The following is a 24,104-nucleotide window of genomic DNA, read 5'->3' as shown; positions in this document are numbered from 1 at the left end:
CTCATCCGCCCCACCCCACGCCCATCCGCCACGCAGGCGGTGCCTCGGTCAGGGGCAGCAGTCGTGACGGTCCCCGGCGCAGCAGCCATGGCGGGAGCAGGCTCAGGGGGTTCAGGTAGGCCTCACCCCTGAGCAGGCCCCAGTGCAGGCAGCCCCCGGGGCAGTGGCCGGTCGGCGGCTCCAGGGTGCCGACCTTCGCGCCGGCGGCGACCTCGGCACCCTTCTTCACGGTGGGTCGCACCGGTTCGTACGTCGTGCGCAGCGGGGGATCCCCGGTGCCGTCCAACTCCACCGAGACCACGCCTTCGCCCGCCACCCTGCCCGCGAACGACACCCGGCCCGGTGCCACCGCCCGTACAGCCGTGCCGGGCGGTGCGGAGAGATCGACGCCCCGGTGACCCGCGCCGTACGCGGTCGAGGGCGGATCCCAGGCGCGTACGACCGGGGGACGGGTGCCCATAGGGGTGCCCACCGGCCAGTTCCTCGCCACCGGTGGTGGAGGGGAGGCAGGGGCCGGGGCCGGGGGCGGTGTCGGGTGCAGGGCGGTCGCCAGCAGCGCGGCCAGCGTCGTCAGGAACAGTTGCAGGCGCATGCGAGAACCGTCCCGCGCCCCGGCGATCCATGGGGATCATGGTCCGGATCTGTGGACTACCGGCCGGTTGTGGACAGCCCCGTCACCCGTGTGAGTGACGGGGCAGCTCGATGCCATGACGGGCTCAGACGGCTCAGAAACGACTCAGCCGGCTCCGGCGCCAGGTCAAGGGCGGTGGCGTCACCTGGCGCCCCGCGGGTCCCGTACACTTCTTGTGGCGATCCGGGTCACCGGGTCGACTTCGCACGCCCCGACATCAGGCCATCACAAGCCGGTGTCAGCGCCCCTCGGTCCTTCGTGGCAAGGCGCACAGCGGGCGTCAGGCGCGAGTGCCGTCCGGCACACGCGGCACAACCGAGAATCTCAAGGAGAACGGCCATGGCCGTCGTCACGATGCGGGAGCTGCTGGAAAGCGGCGTCCACTTCGGTCACCAGACCCGTCGCTGGAACCCGAAGATGAAGCGCTTCATCTTCACCGAGCGCAACGGCATCTACATCATCGACCTGCTCCAGTCGCTGTCGTACATCGACCGCGCCTACGAGTTCGTCAAGGAGACCGTCGCCCACGGCGGCACGGTCATGTTCGTCGGCACGAAGAAGCAGGCGCAGGAGGCCATCGCGGAGCAGGCCACCCGCGTCGGCATGCCCTACGTCAACCAGCGCTGGCTGGGCGGCATGCTCACCAACTTCTCGACCGTCTACAAGCGTCTGCAGCGCCTCAAGGAGCTTGAGCAGATCGACTTCGAGGACGTCGCCGCCTCCGGTCTCACCAAGAAGGAGCTTCTCGTGCTCTCGCGCGAGAAGGCCAAGCTGGAGAAGACCCTCGGTGGTATCCGCGAGATGCAGAAGGTGCCCAGCGCCGTCTGGATCGTGGACACCAAGAAGGAGCACATCGCGGTCGGTGAGGCCCGGAAGCTCAACATCCCGGTCGTCGCCATCCTCGACACCAACTGCGACCCGGACGAGGTCGACTACAAGATCCCCGGCAACGACGACGCGATCCGCTCGGTCACGCTGCTCACCCGCGTGATCGCCGACGCCGTCGCCGAGGGCCTCATCGCCCGTTCCGGTGTCGCCACCGGTGACTCGAAGCCGGGCGAGAAGGCCGCCGGCGAGCCGCTCGCCGAGTGGGAGCGCGACCTGCTCGAGGGCGAGAAGAAGGCCGACGACGCCGAGGCCCCCGAGGCCCCGAAGGCTGACGAGAAGCCGGCCGAGGACGTCGCTGAGGCTCCGGCCGCCGAGGCTCCCGCCGCTGAGGCCGAGGCCCCGGCCGCGGACGCCGAGCAGGCCTGACCTCACAGGTTCGGTGGTTGACGGCGGGGGCCCGATCGGCCCCCGCCGTTCACCCGTAGACCTCCGTAGATCTTTCAAGACTTCGAGAGAGAATTTCGATCATGGCGAACTACACCGCCGCTGACGTCAAGAAGCTCCGTGAGCTCACGGGCGCCGGCATGATGGACTGCAAGAAGGCGCTCGACGAGGCCGAGGGCAACGTCGACAAGGCCGTCGAGGCGCTCCGCATCAAGGGCCAGAAGGGCGTCGCCAAGCGCGAGGGCCGTTCTGCCGAGAACGGCGCCGTGGTCTCCCTCATCGCCGACGACAACACCTCCGGTGTCATCGTCGAGCTGAAGTGCGAGACGGACTTCGTCGCCAAGGGTGAGAAGTTCCAGGCCGTGGCGAACAACCTCGCCGCCCACATCGCCAAGACGTCCCCGGCCGACCTGGAGGCGCTGCTCGCCTCCGAGATCGAGGCCGGCAAGACCGTCCAGGCGTACGTGGACGAGGCCAACGCCAACCTCGGTGAGAAGATCGTCCTGGACCGCTTCGCGCAGTTCTCCGGCGCCTACGTCACCGCGTACATGCACCGTACGATGCCCGACCTGCCCCCGCAGATCGGTGTCCTCGTCGAGCTGGACAAGGCCGACGCCGACGTCGCCAAGGGCATCGCGCAGCACATCGCCGCCTTCGCGCCGAAGTACCTCTCCAAGGAGGACGTGCCGGCCGAGGTCGTCGAGTCCGAGCGTCGCGTCGCCGAGGAGACCACCCGCGCCGAGGGCAAGCCCGAGGCCGCCCTCCCGAAGATCGTCGAGGGTCGCGTCAACGGCTTCTTCAAGGAGGCCACCCTCCTCGGCCAGCCGTACGCGCTGGACAACAAGAAGTCGGTCGAGAAGGTTCTCGCCGAGGCCGGTGTCACCCTGAAGCGCTTCTCGCGCATCAAGGTCGGCATCTGAGTCCGTACCGCGATCGACGGTAGACCCCTATAGGGTCGACAGCGGTCGCCCGCGTGGGGAGCCCCGGAAGGGGCACCCGTACGCGACGTACGACCGCAGGATCTGACGAGGAGGCCACTGCCGAGCATGGGATGCGAACGACACCCCACCGGCAGTGGCCTTCTTCGTATGTGTGTCAAGTAAGAGAAGCGAGAACACCATGACCACCAAGGCCGACTCGAAGAGTGACGACGGCAAAGTTGCCGGACGCTTCCTGCTGAAGCTCTCCGGTGAGGCGTTCGCCGGTGGAGGCGGCCTCGGGGTCGACCCCGACGTGGTGCACGCCATCGCCCGGGAGATCGCGGCCGTGGTCCGCGACGGCGCCCAGATCGCCGTCGTCATCGGCGGCGGCAACTTCTTCCGCGGCGCCGAGCTCCAGCAGCGCGGCATGGACCGTGCCCGCTCGGACTACATGGGCATGCTCGGCACGGTCATGAACTGTCTCGCCCTCCAGGACTTCCTGGAGAAGGAGGGCATCGACTGCCGCGTCCAGACCGCCATCACCATGGGCCAGGTCGCGGAGCCGTACATCCCGCTGCGCGCCGTGCGCCACCTGGAGAAGGGCCGTGTGGTCATCTTCGGTGCCGGTATGGGCATGCCGTACTTCTCCACCGACACCACCGCCGCGCAGCGTGCCCTGGAGATCGACGCCGAGGCGCTGCTCATGGGCAAGAACGGCGTGGACGGCGTCTATGACTCCGACCCGAAGACCAACCCCGACGCGGTGAAGTTCGACGCCCTCGGTTACGGCGAGGTCATCACCCGCGACCTCAAGGTCGCCGACATGACCGCGATCACGCTGTGCCGGGACAACAAGCTGCCCATCCTCGTCTTCGAGCTGCTCTCCGAAGGCAATATCGCCCGGGCCGTCAAGGGTGAGAAGATCGGCACTCTCGTGGGCGACCAGGGAAGCCGGGACTGACCTCAGGATCCCGGGGCCGCAAGGCCTCAGGGCCTCAGGGCCTCAGAGATCTGAGCCCGTCTCAAGGGACGTACGCGAGTCAAGGGACGTACGCGAGACGCCCCTTGAGGGGATGGACAAAGCCCTGCCGGTCGGACACCGTGCAGGAAAGACACGCGACGCAGCCGGCCGCCCTGTGCTAGCCGGGCCTACTCAAGACACGCAGGAGCAAGTGGTGATCGAAGAGACCCTCCTCGAGGCCGAGGAGAAGATGGAGAAGGCCGTCGTGGTCGCCAAGGAGGACTTCGCCGCGATCCGCACCGGCCGTGCGCACCCGGCGATGTTCAACAAGATCGTGGCGGACTACTACGGCGCGCTGACGCCGATCAACCAGCTGGCCTCGTTCTCGGTGCCCGAGCCGAGGATGGCCGTGGTGACCCCGTTCGACAAGAGCGCGCTGCGCAACATCGAGCAGGCGATCCGCGACTCCGACCTCGGCGTCAACCCGAGCAACGACGGCAACATCATCCGGGTGACCTTCCCGGAGCTGACGCAGGACCGCCGCAAGGAGTTCATCAAGGTCGCCAAGACCAAGGCCGAGGACTCCAAGATCTCGATCCGCTCCATCCGCCGCAAGGCCAAGGAAGCCATCGACAAGGCGGTCAAGGACGGCGACATCGGCGAGGACGAGGGCCGCCGCGCGGAGAAGGACCTCGACGACACCACCGCGAAGTACGTCACCCAGGTGGACGAGCTGCTCAAGCACAAGGAAACCGAGCTGCTCGAAGTCTGAGGCTCAGTCCGAGTCTGAGGCTCAGCCCGAGGAATCAGGAAACCGATCCGTGAACGACTCTTCCTGGGGGGCGCGGCCCACAGCCGGGTACTGGGTGCCGCCCGACCAGGGGTCTGGTCGGGGGGCGCCCCCGGCAGGTCCCGCGTACGATGCGCAGGACGTGCTGCTGCCGTCCGCGACGCAGCCGATGCCCGTCGTGCCCGACACCCCCGCGCCCCCGCAGGAGCCCATGCCCAGCGCACCACAGCCCGCCCCGGCAGCGCCGCAGCCAGCGCCGAAGAAGAGCGCGGGCAAGAGCGCGGGCCGTGATCTCGGTGCGGCCATAGGAGTCGGTGTGGGCCTCGGCGCGGTGATCATCGCGTCGCTGTTCGTCGTCAAGGCCGTCTTCATCGGCGTCATAGTGGTCGCCGTCGTCGTCGGCCTCTGGGAGCTGACCTCCCGGCTCGGCGAGCGCAAGGACATCAAGGCCCCGCTCGTGCCGCTCGCGGTGGGCGGCGCGGCGATGGTCGTCGCCGGGTACGTCCGGGGGCCCGAGGGCGCCTGGGTGGCGATGGCGCTCACCGCGCTCGCCGTGCTGGTCTGGCGGATGACGGAGCCCCCCGAGGGCTATCTGAAGGACGTCACGGCGGGCGTCTTCGCCGCCTTCTACGTCCCCTTCCTCGCGACGTTCGTGGCGCTGATGCTCACCGCGGACGACGGGGCGTGGCGGGTGCTGACGTTCCTGCTGCTCACCGTGGTCAGCGACACCGGGGCGTACGCGGTCGGCTGGCGCTTCGGCAAGCACAAGCTGGCGCCGCGCATCAGCCCCGGCAAGACCCGTGAGGGGCTGCTCGGCGCGGTGACGTTCGCCATGGCCGCGGGCGCGCTGTGCATGGAGTTCCTCATCGACGGCGGAACGTGGTGGCAGGGGCTGCTCATCGGTCTCGCGGTCGCCGCGAGCGCCACGCTCGGTGACCTCGGCGAGTCGATGATCAAGCGGGACCTCGGCATCAAGGACATGGGCACGCTGCTGCCGGGGCACGGCGGCATCATGGACCGGCTGGACTCACTGCTGCCGACGGCGCCGGTCGTCTGGCTCCTGCTGGTGATCTTCGTGGGGTCCGGCTGACGGTCCGGTCGCGGTGCCAGGCCGGCCACCTCGGCCGTCTGACCTGCGCGGATGTGCGTAAGGGGCTCGTTGTCCACAGGGCGGCGGGCCCCTGGTCGTATGTCTGCGACACTGGATGGACCATGCCTGTACCCGGAGAACTCACCTTCGTCGCGCCCCGCGGAGCCAAGAAGCCCCCGCGGCACCTCGCCGACCTCACGCCCGCCGAGCGCAAGGAGGCCGTCGCCGCCATCGGCGAGAAGCCGTTCCGCGCCAAGCAGCTCTCGCAGCACTACTTCGCGCGGTACGCCCACGACCCCGCCGAGTGGACCGACATCCCCGCCGGTGCGCGCGACAAGCTCCGTGAGGCTCTGCTGCCCGACCTGATGTCCGTGGTGCGGCACATCAGCTGTGACGACGACACCACCCGCAAGACGCTCTGGCGGCTCTTCGACGGGACGCTCGTCGAGTCGGTGCTCATGCGCTACCCCGACCGGGTCACCATGTGCATCAGCTCCCAGGCGGGCTGCGGCATGAACTGCCCGTTCTGCGCCACCGGCCAGGCCGGCCTCGACCGGAACCTGTCGACGGGCGAGATCGTGCACCAGATCGTCGACGGCATGCGCGCGCTGCGCGACGGTGAGATCCCCGGTGGCCCCGCCCGCCTGTCCAACATCGTCTTCATGGGCATGGGCGAGCCGCTGGCCAACTACAACCGCGTGACCGGTGCCATCCGCCGCCTCACCGACCCCGAGCCGGACGGCCTCGGCCTCTCGCAGCGCGGGATCACGGTGTCGACGGTCGGGCTCGTACCCGCCATCCACCGGTTCTCCGACGAGGGCTTCAAGTGCCGCCTCGCGATCTCGCTGCACGCCCCGGACGACGACCTGCGCGACACCCTCGTGCCGGTCAACACCAAGTGGAAGGTGCGGGAGGTGCTCGACGCCGGCTGGGAGTACGCGGCCAAGTCGGGGCGCCGCCTCTCCATCGAGTACGCCCTGATCCGCGACATCAACGACCACGCGTGGCGCGGTGACCGCCTGGGCCGGCTGCTCAAGGGCAAGCCGGTGCACGTGAACCTGATTCCGCTGAACCCCACGCCGGGCTCGAAGTGGACGGCGTCACGGCCCGAGGACGAGAAGGCGTTCGTGGAGGCCATCGCCGCGCATGGTGTACCGGTCACGATCCGGGACACCAGGGGCCAGGAGATCGACGGGGCGTGTGGTCAGCTCGCCGCCGCCGAGAGGTAGTGTGGCGGTCGTACACACATCTGCATATTCCGACAGGGGAGCGCCACAGCGCTGAGAGTGCGGCACCTTGGACAGGTGGGCCGCAGACCCTCTGAACCTCGCCCGGGTCATTCCGGGTAGGAAGTTCGGGCATTACTCAAGCTGTTGCGCCCTGCCCGCAGGCCTTTCGCCCGCGGGCAGGGCCGCGTCTCTTCCTGGACACCCAGGAGGACAAGTCAGTGAGCACCACCAAGAAGGCCACCACCAAGAAGACCACTGCCAAGAAGAACACGTTCACCGCCGTCGCGGTGGGCATCGGGCTCGTCGCGCTCTGCGCGTGCGGCGGCTCCGGCGGTGATTCCACGGGGGCCGGCTCCAAGAGCGTCACGCTCGTCACCCACGACTCCTTCAACGTCTCCAAGGACGTGCTCAAGGAGTTCGAGAAGCGGTCGGGGTACCAGGTCAAGGTCCTCAAGGACGGGGACGCGGGCGCCGCCGTGAACAAGGCGATCCTCTCCAAGGGCAACCCGCAGGGCGACGTCTTCTTCGGCGTCGACAACACCCTGCTGTCGCGGGCGCTCGACAACGGCCTCTTCCAGTCGTACGAGGCCAAGGACTCCGACAAGATCAAGCCGGAGTACCGCGTCGACCAGGGCAAGCACCGCGTGACGCCCGTCGACAGCGGTGACATCTGCGTCAACTACGACAAGAAGTACTTCGCCGACAAGAAGCTGGCGCCGCCGCAGTCCTTCGAGGACCTCACCCGGCCCGCCTACAAGGACCTGCTGGTCACCGAGAACGCCTCGACCTCCTCGCCCGGCCTCGGTTTCCTGCTCGGCACCGCCGCGAAGTACGGCGACAAGGGCTGGGAGAGCTACTGGAAAAAGCTCAAGGCCAACGGCGTCAAGGTCGTCGACGGCTGGGAGCAGGCGTACAACGAGGAGTTCTCCGGGTCCGCGGGCGGCAAGAAGGCCAAGGGCGACCGGCCGCTCGTCGTCTCCTACGCCTCGTCGCCGCCCGTCGAGGTGCTCTACGGCGAGCCGCAGCCCAAGGAGGCCCCGACCGGCGTCGCGACCGGCACCTGCTTCCGCCAGGTCGAGTACGCGGGGCTGCTCGGCAACGCCAAGGGCGGCAAGGCGCTCCTGGACTTCCTGGCGAGCAAGGAGTTCCAGGCGGACATGCCGCTGAACATGTTCGTGAACCCGGTGCGTGAGGGCGTGGCGCTGCCCGAGCTGTTCACGAAGCACGGTGTGAGCGTCGACAAGCCGCAGACCATGGATCCGAAGAAGATCGCCGACAACCGCGAGCCGTGGATCAAGTCGTGGACCTCGCTCGTACTGAAGTGACGAATGCGATGAAGGTGACGAAGCCCCGCTTTCGCGCGGGTTTCGGCCGCGGGAGCGCGGTGCGGCTCGGTCTGATGGCCGTGCCCGTCGCGTTCTTCGCGCTCTTCTTCGCCTATCCGGTCACGGCGATCGTGGCGCGCGGATTGCACGTGGACGGTGTCTGGCGGTTCGGGCGGATCGCCGACGTGCTCGGGCAGTCCGACATCCGGCACGTGCTGTGGTTCACCACCTGGCAGGCGCTCGCGTCGACCGCGCTCACGCTGCTGATCGCGCTCCCCGGCGCGTATGTCTTCGCGCGCTTCGACTTCCCGGGCAAGCAGGTGCTGCGGGCCGTCGTCACCGTGCCGTTCGTGCTGCCGACGGTCGTCGTGGGGACGGCGTTCCTGGCGCTGCTCGGGCGGGGCGGGCTGCTGGACGAGCTGTGGGGTGTGCGGCTCGACACCACCGTGTGGGCGATCCTGCTCGCACACGTCTTCTTCAACTACGCGGTCGTCGTCCGCACGGTCGGCGGGCTGTGGTCGCAGCTCGATCCACGCCAGGAGGAGGCCGCGCGGATGCTCGGCGCCTCACGCTGGACGGCCTGGCGGACGGTGACGCTGCCCGCGCTCGGGCCGGCCGTCGCGGCCGCCTCCCTCATGGTCTTCCTCTTCACCTTCACCTCCTTCGGCATCGTCCAGATCCTCGGCGGACCCGCGTACTCCACGCTCGAAGTGGAGATCTACCGGCAGACCGCGCAGCTGCTCGACCTGCCCACGGCCGCCGTCCTGACCCTCGTGCAGTTCGCGGCGGTGGGGCTCATCCTCGCGATCCACGCCTGGACGGTGCGGCGGCGTGAGAGCGCGCTGAGGCTGGTCGACGCGGCGGGCGTGGTGCGGCGCCCGCGCGGCGCGGGGCAGTGGGCGCTGCTCGGGCTGGTCATGGCCACGGTCGCCGCATTGATCCTGCTGCCGCTCGGGGTGCTGATCCAGCGGTCCTTCGCGGGCCCCGGCGGCTTCGGAGTGGCGTACTACAGGGAGCTGACGTCGGCGGAGGGAGGCGCCTTCCTCGTGCCGCCGATCGAGGCGGTCTGGAACTCACTCCGGTACGCGGTGGTGGCCACCGGCATCGCGGTCCTCATCGGCGGGCTCGCGGCGGCCGCGCTGACGCGGAGAGCCGGTCGTCTCGTACGCGGGTTCGACGCGCTGCTGATGTTGCCGCTCGGGGTGTCGGCGGTGACCGTCGGCTTCGGGTTCCTGATCGCGCTGGACGAGCCGCCCCTTGATCTGCGGGCCTCCTGGATTCTGGTGCCGCTCGCCCAGGCCCTGGTCGGCGTGCCCTTCGTCGTACGCACCATGCTGCCCGTCCTGCGCGCGGTGGACGGACGGCTCCGGGAGGCGGCGGCCGTGCTCGGGGCGTCGCCGCTGCGGGCCTGGCGGGAGGTGGACCTGCCGATGGTGCGGCGGGCGCTGCTGATCGCCGCCGGGTTCGCCTTCGCGGTGTCGCTCGGCGAGTTCGGGGCGACCGTCTTCATCGCGCGGCCCGACAACCCGACCCTGCCGGTGGCCGTGGCGCGGCTGCTCGGGCGGGCCGGGGACCTCAACTACGGCCAGGCGATGGCCCTCTCGACCATCCTGATGGTGGTGTGCGCGGTGTCGCTGCTGCTTCTGGAACGCATCCGTACGGACCGTACTTCGGGGGAGTTCTGATGACGACCGCCTTGCTGAGCCTGCGTGAGGCGACGGTCCGGTTCGGGGCGCGGGCCGTGCTCGACGCCGTGGATCTGGAGGTCGCCGAGCACGAGATCGTCTGCGTGCTCGGGCCGAGCGGCAGCGGCAAGTCGACGTTGCTGCGGGCGGTCGCCGGGCTTCAGTCGCTCGACGCGGGGCGGATCGAGCTCGGCGGGCGCGACCAGGGCGGGGTGCCCGCGCACAAGCGGGGCGTCGGTCTGATGTTCCAGGACCACCAGCTCTTCCCGCAGCGCGACGTGGCGGGCAACGTCGCCTTCGGACTGCGGATGCGCGGTGCGTCACGCGGTGAACAGGCCGACCGGGTCGCCGAGTTGCTCGAACTCGTCGGGCTGCCGAAGGCGCAGCGACGGGCGGTCGCCTCGCTGTCCGGCGGCGAGCAACAGCGGGTCGCGCTCGCGCGTGCGCTGGCCCCGCGGCCGCGGCTGCTGATGCTGGACGAGCCGCTGGGCCAGCTCGACCGCTCCCTGCGGGAACGACTCGTCGTCGAACTGCGGGAACTCTTCGGCGAGTTGGGTACGACCGTGCTGGCCGTCACGCACGACCAGGGCGAGGCCTTCGCACTCGCCGACCGGGTCGTCGTGATGCGGGAGGGGCGGATCGCCCAGTCCGGCACGCCTCTTGAGGTGTGGCAGCGGCCGGTGGACGAGTTCGTCGCGCGGTTCCTCGGCTTCGAGAACGTCGTCCCTGCGACGGTCACCGGCGAGACGGCCGACACCGCGTGGGGCAAGGTCCCCGTGCCGAAGGACGCCCCCGCCGGGCGCCGCGATCTCCTGGTACGGCCGGCCGGGGTACGCATCGTCCCCGCCGACCAGGGCCTGCCCTGCACCGTGACGGCCCGCACCTTCCGCGGCACGCACGTAGCGGTGCGTCTCCAGCCCGCGGAGGGTCCGCGCCTGGAGGCGGCGTGCGCGCTGCGGGAGGCACCGGAGGTCGGCGAGCGCGTCGGGGTCGCCTTCGACGCCGGGGACGTGGTGGTCCTCGGGGGTGGCGGGGCGGCGCCGGGAGCGGGGGTGTCTTCGGCGCGGGGGTGGGTGCGTCCGGTGCGTAAGGTCTTCGGTGCGTAGGGCGGTGGAGTGGTCGCGCCTGAGGGCGGGGCGGGGGTGGCCTTCGGGGCGGTGGCGTGGGGATTGCCTTGGGGATGGCGTCAGGGGCGTCTCCGGGACGGCGTCGGGGGCGTCCCCGATAGGGCGGTTGGAGTGCGCTGGGTGGCTTCGGAGTCGCCCCCGGGATGGGGCGGGGATAGGCTGGGTGGCATTGGAATCGCCCTTTGGGTGGGGCGAGGAGCGGGCCGGGTGGCTTCGGAGGCCTCTCCGGGCGGGGCTTGGAGTGCGCCGGGTGGCATCGGTGCAGCTCCTTCCTGGCTCCTGGTGGGGTTGGGAACGCCCCGGTGGCATCGGAATCGCCCTCGGGCGGAGCTGGACTCGACTTCTGCTTGGAGCGGGCCACCTTCGGCTGATGGTCGCGGCTCAGCCTCGCGCCGGCGGATGGTCGTGTTCAGCCCCGCGCCGCTGGCGGCCCCGGTTCAGCTCCGCGGTGGCTGGCGGCCCTGGTCCAGCCCCGCGCCGCTGACGTCCCGGTTCAGCCCCGCGTCGCTGGCGGCCCCGGTTCAGCTCGAGCGGGGACTGGTGAGAGCGGCGGTGGGGCGGAGCTGAACCGGGGCCGCCAGCGACGCAGGGCTGAACCGGGGCCGCCAGCGACGCGGGGCTGAACCGGGACGTCAGCGGCGCGGGGCTGGACCAGGGCCGCCAGCCACCGCGGAGCTTGGAGCCTGGATGTCGTCCGTCACCACGGCAGTTCCGCCTCCACGCGGAACCCGCCGCCCTGGCCCGCGCCCGCGGTGAGGCTGCCGCCGACCAGGGCGGCGCGCTCCCGCATGCCGGTCAGCCCGTGGCCGCCCGCGCCGCCGCCCCGTGGCGGCCCCGGCCCGTCGTCGGTGACGCGGAGTGCCAACCGGTCCTCGCGGTAGTCGAGTTCGACGAGCGCGCGGGCGCCGGGGGCGTGTTTGCGGGCGTTCGTCAGGGACTCCTGCACGATGCGGTACGCCGACAGCTCCCACACGGCGGCCAGCGGCACCCGCTCCCCGCTGATCCTCAGCTCCGCAGCTCCGCCCACCGCGCGGTGCTGGTCGAGGAGGTCGTCGAGGTGGTCGAGGGTGGGCTGCGGGGCGGTCGCGGCGGCCTCCTCGTGCCGCGGGGCCGGGGTGCGCAGGACGCCGAGCAGCCGGCGCAGCTCGGCCAGGGACGCGCGGGCGGTCCCCGCGATCTGCTGGAAGCCGTCACGGGCCTGCGGGCTCAGCCCCGGCGTCGTGTACGTCGCGCTCTCCGCCTGCACCGCGATCATCGACACCGAGTGCGAGACGATGTCGTGCAGTTCACGGGCGATGGCCGCGCGCTCGGCCTCGGCCGCCCGCCGCCGCTCCACGGCGATCAACTGCGCCTGGGAATGGGCGCGTGCACGTCGCGTCTCCTCGCGGGCGCGCACCGCGTCGCCCATGCAGACGGCACCGAGGATCACCGCCGAGAGCCCGAACGCCTCGGCGAACAGGCCGAGGGACCCGGCGTCACCGAGCGGCGGCACGTCCGGCAGCCGGTCGTCCTGGGCCCAGCGCAGGATGTGCCACAGGTTCACCGCGAGGGCCCCGAACGCCCCGCCCGCGACCAGCAGCGCCGGATGCAGCACGCGGCGGCGGCCGAGGACGTAACAGGCGACGAGACCGCTGATCATCACCGCGATCGACAGCGACGAGTCGGCACCGAAGCTCAGCAGCCCGGCGGCCACACTCACCAGGGCGACCGGCGGAAAGGCCCGGCGCCACATGAGGGAGGCCGTGGAGATCAGGATGGCGGTGGCGTTGGTCAGCGAGCCCGGGAACACGGTCAGTTCGGCGACCGCGCCCACGGTCAGGGCCGCGCCCGTGCACCACGGGTAGGCGGGGGCGGCGGCGAGGGCGCGCAGGCGCCCATGCACCGGGCCGGGCCGTCTCGGGATGGTCGTGCTCATGCCCCGATTCTCGCGGTCGGGGCGGGACGGCCGCGTCGGCGCCGGGGTGGAGAACGGCTCGGGATGTCATGCCACGGGTTGATCCACGGTCCCGGAGCCTCGTGCGACGCGCCGCACGCACCCGCGTTCCTAACGTCGGACCCATGCCTCGCACGCCTCACACGCCTCGCACTCTCATCGTCACCAACGACTTCCCGCCCCGGCAGGGCGGCATCGAGACCTTCGTCGACACTCTCGCCCGGCGCTTTCCGCCCGGCACGGCCGTCGTGTACACCTCCGCCGAGCCGGGCGACGCGGCGTACGACAGCACGTTCCCCCACCCTGTCGTACGCGACCGGGCCCGCACCCTGCTGCCGACGCGGCGCACGGGGGAGCGGGCCGTGGCCCTCGCCCGGCGGTACGGCTGCGACCGCGTGTGGTTCGGCGCCGCCGCCCCGCTCGGGCTGCTCGCCGGGCGGTTGCGGCGGGAGGCCGGGGTGCGCAGGGTCGTCGCCACGACCCACGGCCACGAGGTGTGGTGGGCCCGTACCCCCGGCGCGCGGATGCTGCTGCGCCGCATCGGGGCGGGCGCCGACCGCGTCACGTATCTCGGGCCGAGCACCCGGGAACCCGTCCGCCGGGCCATGGACCCGGGGGTGCGGTTCGCGCGCCTGGTGCCCGGCGTCGACGCCGAGGAGTTCGCGCCGGGCGTCGACGGCCGCCCGGTGCGCGAGCGGTACGGGCTCACGGACGGCAGGCCCGTCGTCCTGTGCGCGGCGCGCCTCGTGCCGCGCAAGGGGCAGGACACCCTGATCGAGGCGTGGTCGATGGTGCGCAGGGCGGTCGCCGACGCCACGCTGCTGCTGGTCGGCGCCGGGCCGTACGAGGCGCGCCTGCGCCAACTGGCCGAGGAGCAAGGAGTCCTGGAGGGCGTCGTCTTCGCGGGCGGCCACCCGCACCACGCGATGCCGCCCTTCTACGCCGCCAGCGACGCCTTCGCCATGCCCTGCCGCACCCGCAGGGGCGGCCTTGAGGTGGAGGGGCTCGGCATCGTTTTCCTGGAGGCGGCCGCCGCCGGACTCCCTGTCGTGGCGGGGGACTCCGGGGGCGCGCCGGACGCCGTGCGGGACGGTGAGAGCGGTTACGTGGTCGACGGCCGCTCCCCGGCAGCCGTCGCCGACCGCCTCGTACGCCTGCTGCGGGATCGCGGGCTCGCCCGCTCCATGGGGGACAAGGGGCGGGCGTGGGTGCGGGAGGAGTGGGACTGGGGGCGGTCCTACGAGGTGCTCGCCGGGCTGCTGGAGCCGTGACCCCGTGACCCCGTGACCCCGTGCCCCCGTGACCCTACGGGTGAGGCGGAGTGTGACCGGGGGCGGGCTCCGAGGCATACCCCCGGGCCGAGAGGAGGGAGTCCAGCGTGGCCGGGGCGTCCTCGACGCGGTCCACCAAGGCGATCCGCGGCTCCATGGACCTGCCCCGGGCCAGTGACTGGAGCAGGGGCCAGACCGGGAGGTGCTCCGTCCAGTGCGCGCGGCCGACCAGGACCATCGGGGTGGGCTCGCCGCGCGACTGGTAGTAGTTGGGGGTGGCGTTGTCGAAGACCTCCTGGACCGTGCCCGCGGCGCCCGGCAGGAAGACGACGCCCGCGTTCGACCGGGCCAGCAGCCCGTCCTCGCGGGTCGCGTTGGCGAAGTACTTGGCCAAGTGGGAGGCGAACGCGTTCGGCGGCTCGTGGCCGTAGAACCAGGTGGGGATGCCGACCGAGGCGCCGCCGGAGGGCCAGCGCTCGCGGACCGCGAAGGCCGCCCGCGCCCACTCGGTGACCGACGGCGTGAAGGAGGGCGCCTTGGCGAGGAGTTCCAGGGCCTCGTCCAGCATGCCGTCGGCGAAGACGGCGGCGTACGCCCCGAGGTTCGCCGCCTCCATCGCGCCCGGCCCGCCGCCCGTCGCGACCGTGAAACCGGCACGGGCCAGCGCGCGGCCGAGCCGGGCCGCGCCCGCGTACTCCTGCGTACCGCGTGCCATCGCGTGGCCGCCCATGACGCCCACGACTCCAGCCCCGGCGAGCAGTTCGTCCAGGGCGTCGGAGATCGAGTCGTCGTGTATCGCGCGCAGCATCGAGGAGAAGACGTCGCCGTCGGCCTTGGTCCGCTGGAACCAGTCGTACGCGTGGGCGTCCGGCGTCGCGTCGTACCCGCCCCCGGCGAGGCCGGCGAACAGGTCGTCGGGGGTGTAGAGCAGCCCCCGGTAGGGGTTGAACGGCAGCCCCGGGACCGGCGGGAAGACCAGCGCGCCGGCGGCCCGCACCCGCGCCGCCGCGTCCTCGCTCATCGGGCAGCCGAGGAAGACGGCACCCGCGACATGGGCGGTCTTGAGCGCGGCGGTGCGCTCCGTCAGGTCGACGGCCTGGACGCGGCACCCGGCGAGAGCGCCGCGTCCCGAGACCTCGTCGAACTCGGCGAGGGTCTCGATCTCACGAGGCTCGCCGGTCGGTTGCCGGGTGGATGCGGGTTCGGGCTCGTCGGTGGGCTGCATTCGCCCATGATAAGTTCCTGCGTTCGAGCCGGTCTTACGGGGGAATGTCGGTTTCTTGTCGCGGCGGAGCGCGCGTTCTCGGCGCCGCGGATCACGAGCCGTACGCGGACTGACGAACACATCACACGGGGTACGGAGCATGGATTGTGCCCCCGGGTGCAGAGATGAGGGGATCCGCTGCGTACTTTTGTGCAGCTGTAATCATCTGGTGAAGTTCGTGGAAGTCGGTTTGCGGCCCCGGCAGGCGCGTGTGCGCTGTCCTGCCCCGGTGGCCGTTCGTCGTGGTATCTGAGCGAAACGAGGTCGGTCATGGCAGAGGCGGCTGTCGAGAAGGGGCCCACGGCGCCACGACCGCGGTCCTCTCGCGCGGGCAGCTCTCGCGGAGGCGGCTCGCGCGGGGACAGCGGAGTGGGCGAGCCGGAGCTGCGGCAGCTCCTGGCGGGACTCACGGCCGTACGGGACGGCGATTTCGGCACGAGGCTGCCGGACGAGGGCGACGGGCTGATCGGGGAGATCGCCGCCGTCTTCAACGGCATGGTCGATCAGCTCTCGCTGTTCACCTCCGAGGTGACCCGCGTGGCCCGCGAGGTCGGCACCGAGGGGACTCTGGGCGGGCAGGCCGTCGTCCCCGGTGTCTCCGGAAGCTGGGCGGATCTGACCGACAACGTGAACGCCATGGCGGGCAATCTGACCACCCAGGTCCGCGACATCGCCCAGGTGGCGACCGCCGTGGCCAAGGGCGACCTGTCGCAGAAGATCGACGTGGACGCCCGCGGCGAGATCCTGGAGCTGAAGGACACCGTCAACACGATGGTCGACCAGCTCTCCGCGTTCGCCGACGAGGTCACCCGCGTCGCCCGCGAGGTCGGCAGCGAAGGCCGGCTGGGAGGCCAGGCCCAGGTGCCGGGCGTCGGCGGTGTCTGGCGGGACCTGACCGATTCGGTGAACCTGATGGCGGGCAACCTCACCGGCCAGGTCCGCAACATCGCCCAGGTCACCACCGCCGTCGCCAAGGGCGACCTGTCGCAGAAGATCACGGTCAGCGCCCGGGGCGAGATCCTGGAGCTGAAGAACACCATCAACACGATGGTCGACCAGCTCTCGTCGTTCGCCGACGAGGTCACCCGCATGGCGCGCGACGTGGGCACGGAAGGCATCCTCGGCGGCCAGGCCGACGTCAAGGGCGTCTCCGGCACGTGGCGGGACCTGACCGACTCGGTCAACTTCATGGCGGGGAACCTGACGGCCCAGGTGCGCTCGATCGCCCAGGTGGCCACCGCGGTGGCCGGGGGCGACCTGTCGCAGAAGATCACGGTCAACGCGCGCGGCGAGATCCTGGAGCTGAAGGAGACCATCAACACGATGGTCGACCAGCTCTCCGCGTTCGCCGACGAGGTCACCCGCGTCGCCCGCGAGGTCGGCACCGAGGGCAACCTCGGCGGCCAGGCGACGGTCCGCGGCGTCTCCGGCACGTGGAAGGACCTGACCGACAACGTCAACGTCATGGCCTCCAACCTGACGGGCCAGGTGCGCTCCATCGCCCAGGTCGCCACGGCGGTGGCGCGCGGCGACCTCTCGCAGAAGATCACCGTCGAGGCCAAGGGCGAGGTCGCCGCGCTCGCCGGCGGGATCAACACCATGGTCGACACGCTCTCTGCGTTCGCCGACGAGGTCACGCGCGTGGCGCGCGAGGTCGGCACCGAGGGCCAGCTCGGCGGCCAGGCCCGCGTCCCCAACGTCGCCGGGACGTGGAAGGACCTCACCGACAACGTCAACTCGATGGCGACCAACCTCACCAACCAGGTGCGCAACATCGCCCAGGTCACCACCGCGGTGGCCAACGGCGACCTGTCGAAGAAGATCGACGTGGACGCCCGAGGCGAGATCCTGGAGCTGAAGACGACCATCAACACGATGGTCGACCAGCTCTCGGCGTTCGCCGCCGAGGTGACGCGCGTGGCGCGCGAGGTCGGCAGCGAGGGCAGACTGGGCGGCCAGGCCGAGGTCGAGGGAGTCTCGGGCACCTGGAAGCGCCTGACCGAGAACGTGAACGAACTGGCCGGCAACCTCACCCGGCAGGTCCGCGCCATCGCCGAGGTGGCGAGCGCGGTGGCCGAGGGCGACCTGACCCGCTCCATCACCGTCGACGCCTCGGGCGAGGTCGCCGAACTCAAGGACAACATCAACACCATGGTCGAGTCGCTGCGCGAGACGACCCTGGCCAACCAGGAGCAGGACTGGCTCAAGTCCAACGTCGCGCGCATCTCCGGTCTGATGCAGGGCCACCGCGACCTCGCCGTGGTCGCGGAACTCGTGATGGACGAGCTGGCCCCCCTCGTGTCCGCGCAGTACGGGGCCTTCTACCTCGTCGAGGAGACGGGCGGGTCCACCGAACTCGCGCTGGTCGGCTCCTACGGCCGCCCCGTCGGCGCCGCGGACCGCAGGCGCTTCCAGCTCGGGGAGTCCCTGGTGGGGCAGGCGGCGCGCAGCAGGCGGCCCATCGCCGTCCACCAGATCCCGGCGGACTACCTCAGCATCTCCTCCGGGCTCGGACAGGCCGCGCCGGGCAGCTTGATGGTCGTACCGATCCTCGTCGAGGAGCAGGTCCTCGGCGTCATCGAGCTGGCATCGTTCGAGCAGTTCACCCCCGTGCACCGGGACTTCCTCGAACAGCTGATGGAGACGCTGGGGGTGAACGTCAACACCATCGTCGCCAACGCGCGCACTGACGAACTCCTTGAGGAGTCCCAGCGGCTGACGGCCGAACTCCAGGCCCGCTCGGCGGAGTTGCAGGTCCAGCAGGACGAACTGCAGCGCTCCAACGCCGAACTGGAGGAGAAGGCGGCCCTGCTGGCGACCCAGAACCGCGACATCGAGACGAAGAACCTGGAGATCGAGCAGGCCCGCCAGGAACTGGAGGCGCGGGCACAGCAGTTGTCCCTCACCTCCAAGTACAAGTCGGAGTTCCTGGCCAACATGAGCCACGAGCTGCGCACCCCGCTGAACAGCCTGCTCATCCTCGCCCAGCTGCTCGCGCAGAACCCGACCCGCAACCTCACCGCGAAGCAGGTCGAGTACGCGGGCATCATCCACTCGGCGGGCTCCGACCTGCTCCAGCTCATCAACGACATCCTCGATCTGTCCAAGGTCGAGGCCGGCAAGATGGACATCAACCCCGAGCCGGTGGCCCTGCGCAAGCTCCTGGAGTACGTCGAGGCGACGTTCCGCCCGATGACCACCCAGAAAAGCCTCGACTTCACCATCAGCACCGCGCCCGACGTGCCGTCCGAGCTGCGCACCGACGACTCACGGCTGCGGCAGGTCCTGCGCAACCTGCTGTCGAACGCGGTCAAGTTCACCGAACGCGGCAGCGTCGAGCTGCGCATCGAGATGGCCGGGCCCAGCGAGGTCCCGGCGTCCGTCCGGCGCGGTGAGGCGCTGCTGGCCTTCCGGGTGAAGGACACCGGCATCGGCATCGCCGAGCACCAGCTCGAAGCCATCTTCGGCGCGTTCCAGCAGGCCGACGGCACCACCAGCCGCAAGTACGGCGGCACCGGCCTCGGCCTGTCCATCAGCCGGGAGATCGCCCACCTGCTGGGCGGTGTGGTCGTCGCCGCGAGCACGCAGGGGCAGGGCAGCACGTTCACCCTCTACCTTCCCGTGACCCGCGCCGAATGGGAGGCCAGGACCGACGCCGTGGCGGCCACGCGGACCGCACCCGCCCTGACGGCCGGCGACGGCCAAGGCGCCTTTGGACAAGGTGTCTCCGTACGCGGCGCCTCCGGGCAAGGCGCCCACGCGGACCCGGCGCCCCACCGGAAACGCCGGCTGCTCGTGGTCGAGGGGCGGGCGCGTGGCCTGCTGGCCCTCGTCGCGGAGAGCGCTGTCGCCGACCTGTCCGGCAGCGGTGAGCTCTCCGCGAAGCCCGGGGAGGCGGGCGTCGAGGTCATCACCGCCGTCGGCGCCGTGGAGGCGGCCGAGAGCCTGGCCGCGGGCGCGTGCCACTGCGTCGTCCTGGAACTCGACATGCCGAAGGACGAGGCGCTGCGGTTCCTCGACGCCATGGACGGCGACGCCGCCGTCACGTCGGTGCCCGTTCTCGCGCACAACAGCCGCCGGCTGGATCCGGCGCACGAACGGCTGCTGCAATCGCGTTCCCACACGCGCCCCTTGGAGCTGATCTCCAGCCTGGACGAGCTGCGCGAGCGCATCGCGCTGCACCTGACCGCCGAGCAGCCCGGGGACGTGGTCCCGCTGGTCCGCGGGGAGGAGTCCGGCGAGCAGCTCCCGCGGGCCGCTGGCGGACTGGCCGGGCGCGTCGTGCTGGTCGTGGACGACGACGCCCGCAACCTGTACGCCATCAGCGGCATCCTGGAGATGCACGGCATCGAGGTCCTGCACGCCGAGAACGGACGCAAGGGCATCGAGACCCTGCGCGCGAACCCGGAGATCGACCTGGTCCTGATGGACGTGATGATGCCCGAGATGGACGGGTACGCGGCGACGGCGGAGATACGGCAGGACCCGGCCTACGCGACGCTGCCCATCATCGCCGTGACGGCGAAGGCCATGCCGGGCGACCGGGAGAAGAGCCTGGCCTCCGGGGCCAGCGACTACGTCACCAAGCCTGTCGACGCCAATGACCTCATCGCCTGCGTCGGGACCTGGATCAGTGGGGAGTCGACAGCATCATGACCACCTCACAGCCCCTGGAGGGCCCCGCCTCACCGGACCACCACGTGCCCGGCGCCAGGGTGGAGAGCACCGTAGCGGATTCCACCGGCGCGAACAGCACCGAAGCGGAGACCACCGAAGTGGAGACCACCGGCGTGGGGAGGCTCGCGGCGACGGTGGAGCGGCTGCGCGGCGAGATCCTCGCCGCGCAGGCGGCAGCCGACGGCCGCGCCCTGATCGAACTGGCCAAGGGCGTGCTGATCGAGCGGCTGCGGTGCGGTCCCGCCGCGGCCGCGCGGCAACTGGCCGTGCTGGCCGGGGAGGCGGGCGTCTCCCAGCTGGAGCTGGCCGCGGACATCGTCAACCAGTCGTCCCAGGACCACCTCACCGAGATCGCCAGCGGTTTCGCCAGCCAGGCCAATATCGATCCGCCCGCTGACCAGGACGAACCCTCCGTCGGCGTGCGCCTGCGTACGGCGGAGAGCGGCGCCCTGGCCGCGGGCGACACGCAGGCGGCCGCCCAGTCGCTCCTCGCCCACGCCCTGACCCCGCTGGGGGCCTGCGCCGTCGCCGTGTGGAGCGCGGGAGCCGACGCCTCCCTGGCCCTGGCGGGGCACGCGGGGTTCGCCGAGGGTGAGGCCGGCCGCTGGCGGTACGTACCCCCGGGCGTCTCCACCCTGGCCCGCAGGGCGCTGACGGAGCGCCAGACCGTGCACATCACGGACATGTCCGAGGAGGGCCTGCCGTCCATCGGCCGGGCACGGCACGCCAGGGGCGGGCGTATCGCGCTCCCCGTCGGCACCGGCGGCCGCGTCAACGGCGTCCTGGAGATCTGCTGGCCGGGCCCGCTGGAACCGCAGCCAGCGCAGATCCTCCGCCAGATCGAGGCGCTGGCGGAGCTGTGCGCCCACACCCTGGAAAGCCGCCCGGACACCGCGGCCCCGCCGTCGGCGGACGCCTGGGTGCCCCCGCCCGACGTCTCCGAACTGGTGGACCTCGCGGACGGGCTGTACGACCCCGCCCTGGTCCTGGTCCCGTACCTGGACGCGGACGGACAGCTCACGGACTTCCGGGTCCACCACGTCAACAACAGCTTCGTCGACCCCGCGGGCCGGCCACGCAGCGCCGTGCACGGAGCGCGGCTGCTGGAGGCCTACCCCATGGCCGTGGGCGGCAGTGAGCTGTTCGAGAAGATCGAACGGGTGTACGCGACCGGTGAGCCGTTCCGCACTCGCCGGATGACCCTGACCGCGCTGGTCGGCCAGGTCTCCCTCGCCGCGGTCGCCGACATCAGCGTCAGCCGGCAGGGCGGCTGTGTGCTGCTCATATGGCGCATCGAGGACGAGGCGGCACGCCTGGCCCACCTCTTGCAGCACGCCCAGCGCCTGGGCAGGATCGGCGGCTTCGAGGAGAACCTCACCACGGGCGAAGTCACCTGGAACGACCAGCTGTTCGACCTGTACGGCCGCCCGCACGACACGCCGCCCGTGCCGCTGGAAGCACTCACCTCGTACGCCCACTCCGACGACGCCACCACCATCCGCCGTTTCCTGCGCACCGTGCTCCACCACCGCAGGTCCGCCTCCGCGGCCTTCCGCCTCGAACGTCCCGACGGCGTCACCCGGCACATGCGGGTGATCGCCGAACCCGTTCTCGACGCCGACGGCAGGCTGCTCTCCGTGCGCGGTGCCTACCAGGACATCTCGTCCCAGCACTGGACCGAGGTGGCGCTGGCGGCGACCCGCGACCAACTGGCGCACACCGAACAGCAGGCCGCCGAGAGCAACCGGCTGACCCTGCAACTGCAACACGCGATCATGCCGCCCACCGAGGCCCCGCTGTCCAGCCCGGGTCTCCAGATCGCCGTGCGGTACCGGCCGGCGGAATCGGAATCCATGGTGGGCGGGGACTGGTACGACGCGGTGACGCTGCCGTCCAAGCAGATCATGCTGTGCGTGGGGGACGTGGCCGGGCACGGCATCGAGGCCGCCACCAGCATGGTCGTCCTGCGCAACGCCATGCGCGGCCTGGCCGTCACGGGCGCCGGACCCGCCCAACTGCTGTCCTGGCTCAACATCGTGGCCCACCACCTGACCACGCAGGTCACGGCGACAGCGGTGTGCGGTCTGTACGACCCGGAGCGGCACACCCTGCGCTGGGCGCGCGCCGGGCACCTGCCGCCGGTGCTGCTGCGCGGCCGGCAAGCGGCGCCCCTGCCCCCGGTCGGCGGCATACTCCTGGGCGCCCTGGCCGACACCGACTACGAAGAGCAGGAACTGCGTCTGGAGCCCGGCGACACCCTGCTCATGTACACCGACGGACTCGTCGAGCGCCGTGACGAAGCGGTCCAGGACTCCTTGGCCCGCCTGCTGACCACGGCGGGTTCCCCACCGCCGACCTGGAGCAGCAACTCGACGGACTCCTGACGCACAGCGCCTCCGACACCGACGACGACACCTGCCTGATCGGCGTGCGGGTCATGTGAGCCGCCGCGGTCATGCCAGCCGCTGCGGTCTGTGAGCCGCTGCGGGCAAGCGGCTCTCGGCACCGGCCTGAACGGGGATACTGGGGGGCGACGTCCTGGACGGAAGCGGGAGGACGATGTGAACGACCCGCACGAGCGGAAAGAGGGGGTGGGTGAAGTGACGCCTCGCAGCGAGCGATTGCACATCTTCGCCCTGACGGACCGGGCCGGCCTGGAGGTGGCCGGTGAGGTCTGTCTGCCCACGCACATGGCGTGGGAGCAGGCCTTGGAGCGGGTGGTTCAGCGGCCCCACGACTCGTATCACTTCGAGCTTTCGGCCCTGACCTTCATCGACCTGGCCGGGGCCACCGCCCTGGCCATGACCGCCCGGAGCCTCAGCGGCGGGCAGCGGCTCGTTCTGGAAAGCCCGCCGCCCGCCCTGAGCCGTGTGCTGGAGCTGTTCTGGCCCGACCTTTCTGCAATCGAGGTGGCCACGACATGAGCGCCATGACCGAGACCGGAGCCTTCGTCCATCCGGCACTGTTCTACCGGGGCGAGCGGGAGTACTTGGCGGGCACCGTTCCGTTCCTCCAGGAGGGCCTGGACGCGGGCGAGGCGGTGGCGGTGGCGGTGCCCGGGGCCAACCTCGACCTCATCCGCGGCGAGTTGGGCGCGCAGGCCGCCCAGGTGAAACTCCTCGACATGACGCAGGTGGGGCGCAACCCCGGACGGATCATCCCGCGGGTGCTGCGCGCTTTCGCGGACGCCCACCCCGGCGGACGGGTGCGGATCATCGGCGAGCCGATCTGGGCCGGACGCTCCTCGACCGAGTACCCCGCCTGCGTCCAGCACGAGGCGCTGATCAACCTCGCGTTCCAGGGCCGGGCGGTGACCATCCTCTGTCCGTATGACGCGGTGGGTCTGGAACAGACGGTCCTGGACGACGCCTATGCCACACATCCCACGATCATCGAGGCCGGTGCGCACGACACCAGTGCGGCCTACGCCCCCGAGGCGGTGATCTCCCGTTACAACCAGCCTCTGACCGCACCCGCTGACGTGCCACAGACGCCTTACACGGCGGACTCCCTGCCCGACGTGCGGCATTTCGCCACCGGCAGGGCGGCCGAGCTCGGCCTGCCCGACTCCCGGCTGCAGGACTTCGCCCTCGCCGTGGCCGAGCTGACGACCAACAGCGTGGTGCACGGCCGGGGATCCGGTGCGCTGCGGGTCTGGCGCCAGGACGACTCCGTGGTGTGCGAGGTGCGTGACGCGGGGCTGCTGGCCGACCCGCTCGCCGGCCGCTGCCCGCCGCCGCCGGGCCAGAGCGGGGGGCGGGGGCTGCTGCTGGTGCACGTGGTCGCCGACCTCGTCCGCATCCACACCGCCCCCGGCGAGGGCACGACCATCCACGGCCACTTCCGCTGCTGACCGCCGACGCCACGTCCGGCGTGGGCCGCCGTGGGGCGCCCACGCCGGGCGCGGAGTGCGCGCGCCCGGGCCCGGC

At 71.2% G+C, this 24,104-nt stretch carries 15 protein-coding genes and 2 pseudogenes; 14 read left to right on the top strand and 3 right to left on the bottom strand.

The window, feature by feature from the left end:
• Nucleotide 1: 1 nt before the first annotated feature.
• Nucleotides 2–592: a peptidoglycan DD-metalloendopeptidase family protein gene (locus tag ACOBQB_RS09335; RefSeq protein WP_423590291.1), complete on the bottom strand. Its 591-nt coding sequence runs from the start codon at nt 590–592 to the stop codon at nt 2–4.
• Nucleotides 593–970: 378 nt separating this feature from the next.
• Between ACOBQB_RS09335 and rpsB the strand changes: the two genes are divergently transcribed.
• From rpsB to ACOBQB_RS09290, 9 genes and pseudogenes are all read left to right on the top strand, one after another.
• Nucleotides 971–1,885: a 30S ribosomal protein S2 gene (gene rpsB / locus ACOBQB_RS09330; RefSeq protein WP_423590290.1), complete on the top strand. Its 915-nt coding sequence runs from the start codon at nt 971–973 to the stop codon at nt 1,883–1,885.
• Nucleotides 1,886–1,986: 101 nt separating this feature from the next.
• A complete protein-coding gene (tsf, locus tag ACOBQB_RS09325; RefSeq protein WP_423590288.1) occupies nt 1,987–2,823 on the top strand; it encodes a translation elongation factor Ts in 837 nt (278 codons plus the stop codon).
• Between the two features lie 199 nt (nt 2,824–3,022).
• Nucleotides 3,023–3,784, top strand: coding sequence for a UMP kinase (pyrH, locus tag ACOBQB_RS09320; protein WP_127911325.1), 762 nt, complete (start codon nt 3,023–3,025; stop codon nt 3,782–3,784).
• Nucleotides 3,785–3,998: 214 nt separating this feature from the next.
• Nucleotides 3,999–4,556 carry a ribosome recycling factor gene (gene frr, locus ACOBQB_RS09315; RefSeq protein WP_358579114.1) on the top strand — a complete coding sequence of 186 codons (558 nt, stop codon included), beginning with the start codon at nt 3,999–4,001 and terminating at the stop codon, nt 4,554–4,556.
• 49 nt (nt 4,557–4,605) lie between these two features.
• A complete protein-coding gene (locus tag ACOBQB_RS09310) occupies nt 4,606–5,664 on the top strand; it encodes a phosphatidate cytidylyltransferase (RefSeq protein ID WP_423590286.1) in 1,059 nt (352 codons plus the stop codon).
• 122 nt (nt 5,665–5,786) lie between these two features.
• Entirely contained in the window at nt 5,787–6,893 is a 1,107-nt protein-coding gene (gene rlmN, locus ACOBQB_RS09305) for a 23S rRNA (adenine(2503)-C(2))-methyltransferase RlmN (protein ID WP_055534624.1), read from the top strand.
• Between the two features lie 218 nt (nt 6,894–7,111).
• Nucleotides 7,112–8,218: a thiamine ABC transporter substrate-binding protein gene (locus ACOBQB_RS09300; RefSeq protein WP_423590284.1), complete on the top strand. Its 1,107-nt coding sequence runs from the start codon at nt 7,112–7,114 to the stop codon at nt 8,216–8,218.
• An 8-nt stretch (nt 8,219–8,226) separates the two neighbouring features.
• Nucleotides 8,227–9,903 (top strand): ABC transporter permease, encoded by a 1,677-nt coding sequence (locus ACOBQB_RS09295; RefSeq protein ID WP_423590505.1) that lies wholly within the window; start codon nt 8,227–8,229, stop codon nt 9,901–9,903.
• Nucleotides 9,903–10,937 (top strand): annotated as a pseudogene (locus ACOBQB_RS09290) (ABC transporter ATP-binding protein); the annotation flags it as partial. The gene ACOBQB_RS09295 and the pseudogene ACOBQB_RS09290, both read left to right, overlap by 1 nt.
• Before the next feature lie 790 nt (nt 10,938–11,727).
• Here ACOBQB_RS09290 and ACOBQB_RS09285 read toward each other — a convergent pair.
• Nucleotides 11,728–12,945 carry a sensor histidine kinase gene (locus tag ACOBQB_RS09285; RefSeq protein WP_423590282.1) on the bottom strand — a complete coding sequence of 406 codons (1,218 nt, stop codon included), beginning with the start codon at nt 12,943–12,945 and terminating at the stop codon, nt 11,728–11,730.
• Nucleotides 12,946–13,088: 143 nt separating this feature from the next.
• On the opposite strand from ACOBQB_RS09285, the gene ACOBQB_RS09280 reads away from it, so the two are divergent.
• Nucleotides 13,089–14,234 (top strand): glycosyltransferase family 4 protein, encoded by a 1,146-nt coding sequence (locus tag ACOBQB_RS09280; RefSeq protein WP_423590280.1) that lies wholly within the window; start codon nt 13,089–13,091, stop codon nt 14,232–14,234.
• 34 nt (nt 14,235–14,268) lie between these two features.
• Here ACOBQB_RS09280 and ACOBQB_RS09275 read toward each other — a convergent pair whose 3' ends face one another.
• Nucleotides 14,269–15,459: an LOG family protein gene (locus tag ACOBQB_RS09275; RefSeq protein ID WP_423590278.1), complete on the bottom strand. Its 1,191-nt coding sequence runs from the start codon at nt 15,457–15,459 to the stop codon at nt 14,269–14,271.
• Between the two features lie 309 nt (nt 15,460–15,768).
• Here ACOBQB_RS09275 and ACOBQB_RS09270 point away from each other — a divergent pair, with 309 nt between their 5' ends.
• The 4 genes and pseudogenes from ACOBQB_RS09270 (at nt 15,769) to ACOBQB_RS09255 (ending at nt 24,028) form a co-directional block, all read left to right on the top strand.
• Nucleotides 15,769–20,154, top strand: a complete 4,386-nt coding sequence (locus tag ACOBQB_RS09270; protein WP_423590276.1) for a HAMP domain-containing protein — start codon at nt 15,769–15,771, stop codon at nt 20,152–20,154.
• Nucleotides 20,151–22,618 (top strand): annotated as a pseudogene (locus ACOBQB_RS09265) (SpoIIE family protein phosphatase). Before ACOBQB_RS09270 ends, ACOBQB_RS09265 begins: the two are co-directional and overlap by 4 nt.
• A gap of 118 nt (nt 22,619–22,736) precedes the next feature.
• Nucleotides 22,737–23,099 carry an STAS domain-containing protein gene (locus tag ACOBQB_RS09260; protein ID WP_423590274.1) on the top strand — a complete coding sequence of 121 codons (363 nt, stop codon included), beginning with the start codon at nt 22,737–22,739 and terminating at the stop codon, nt 23,097–23,099.
• Nucleotides 23,096–24,028, top strand: coding sequence for an anti-sigma factor RsbA family regulatory protein (locus tag ACOBQB_RS09255; protein WP_423590272.1), 933 nt, complete (start codon nt 23,096–23,098; stop codon nt 24,026–24,028). Before ACOBQB_RS09260 ends, ACOBQB_RS09255 begins: the two co-directional genes overlap by 4 nt.
• The last annotated feature ends 76 nt before the right edge of the window (nt 24,029–24,104 follow it).

The organism is Streptomyces sp. G5(2025), from assembly GCF_049542075.1.
Lineage (GTDB): Bacteria > Actinomycetota > Actinomycetes > Streptomycetales > Streptomycetaceae > Streptomyces.
This window is presented reverse-complemented; position numbering and strand designations above follow the sequence as displayed.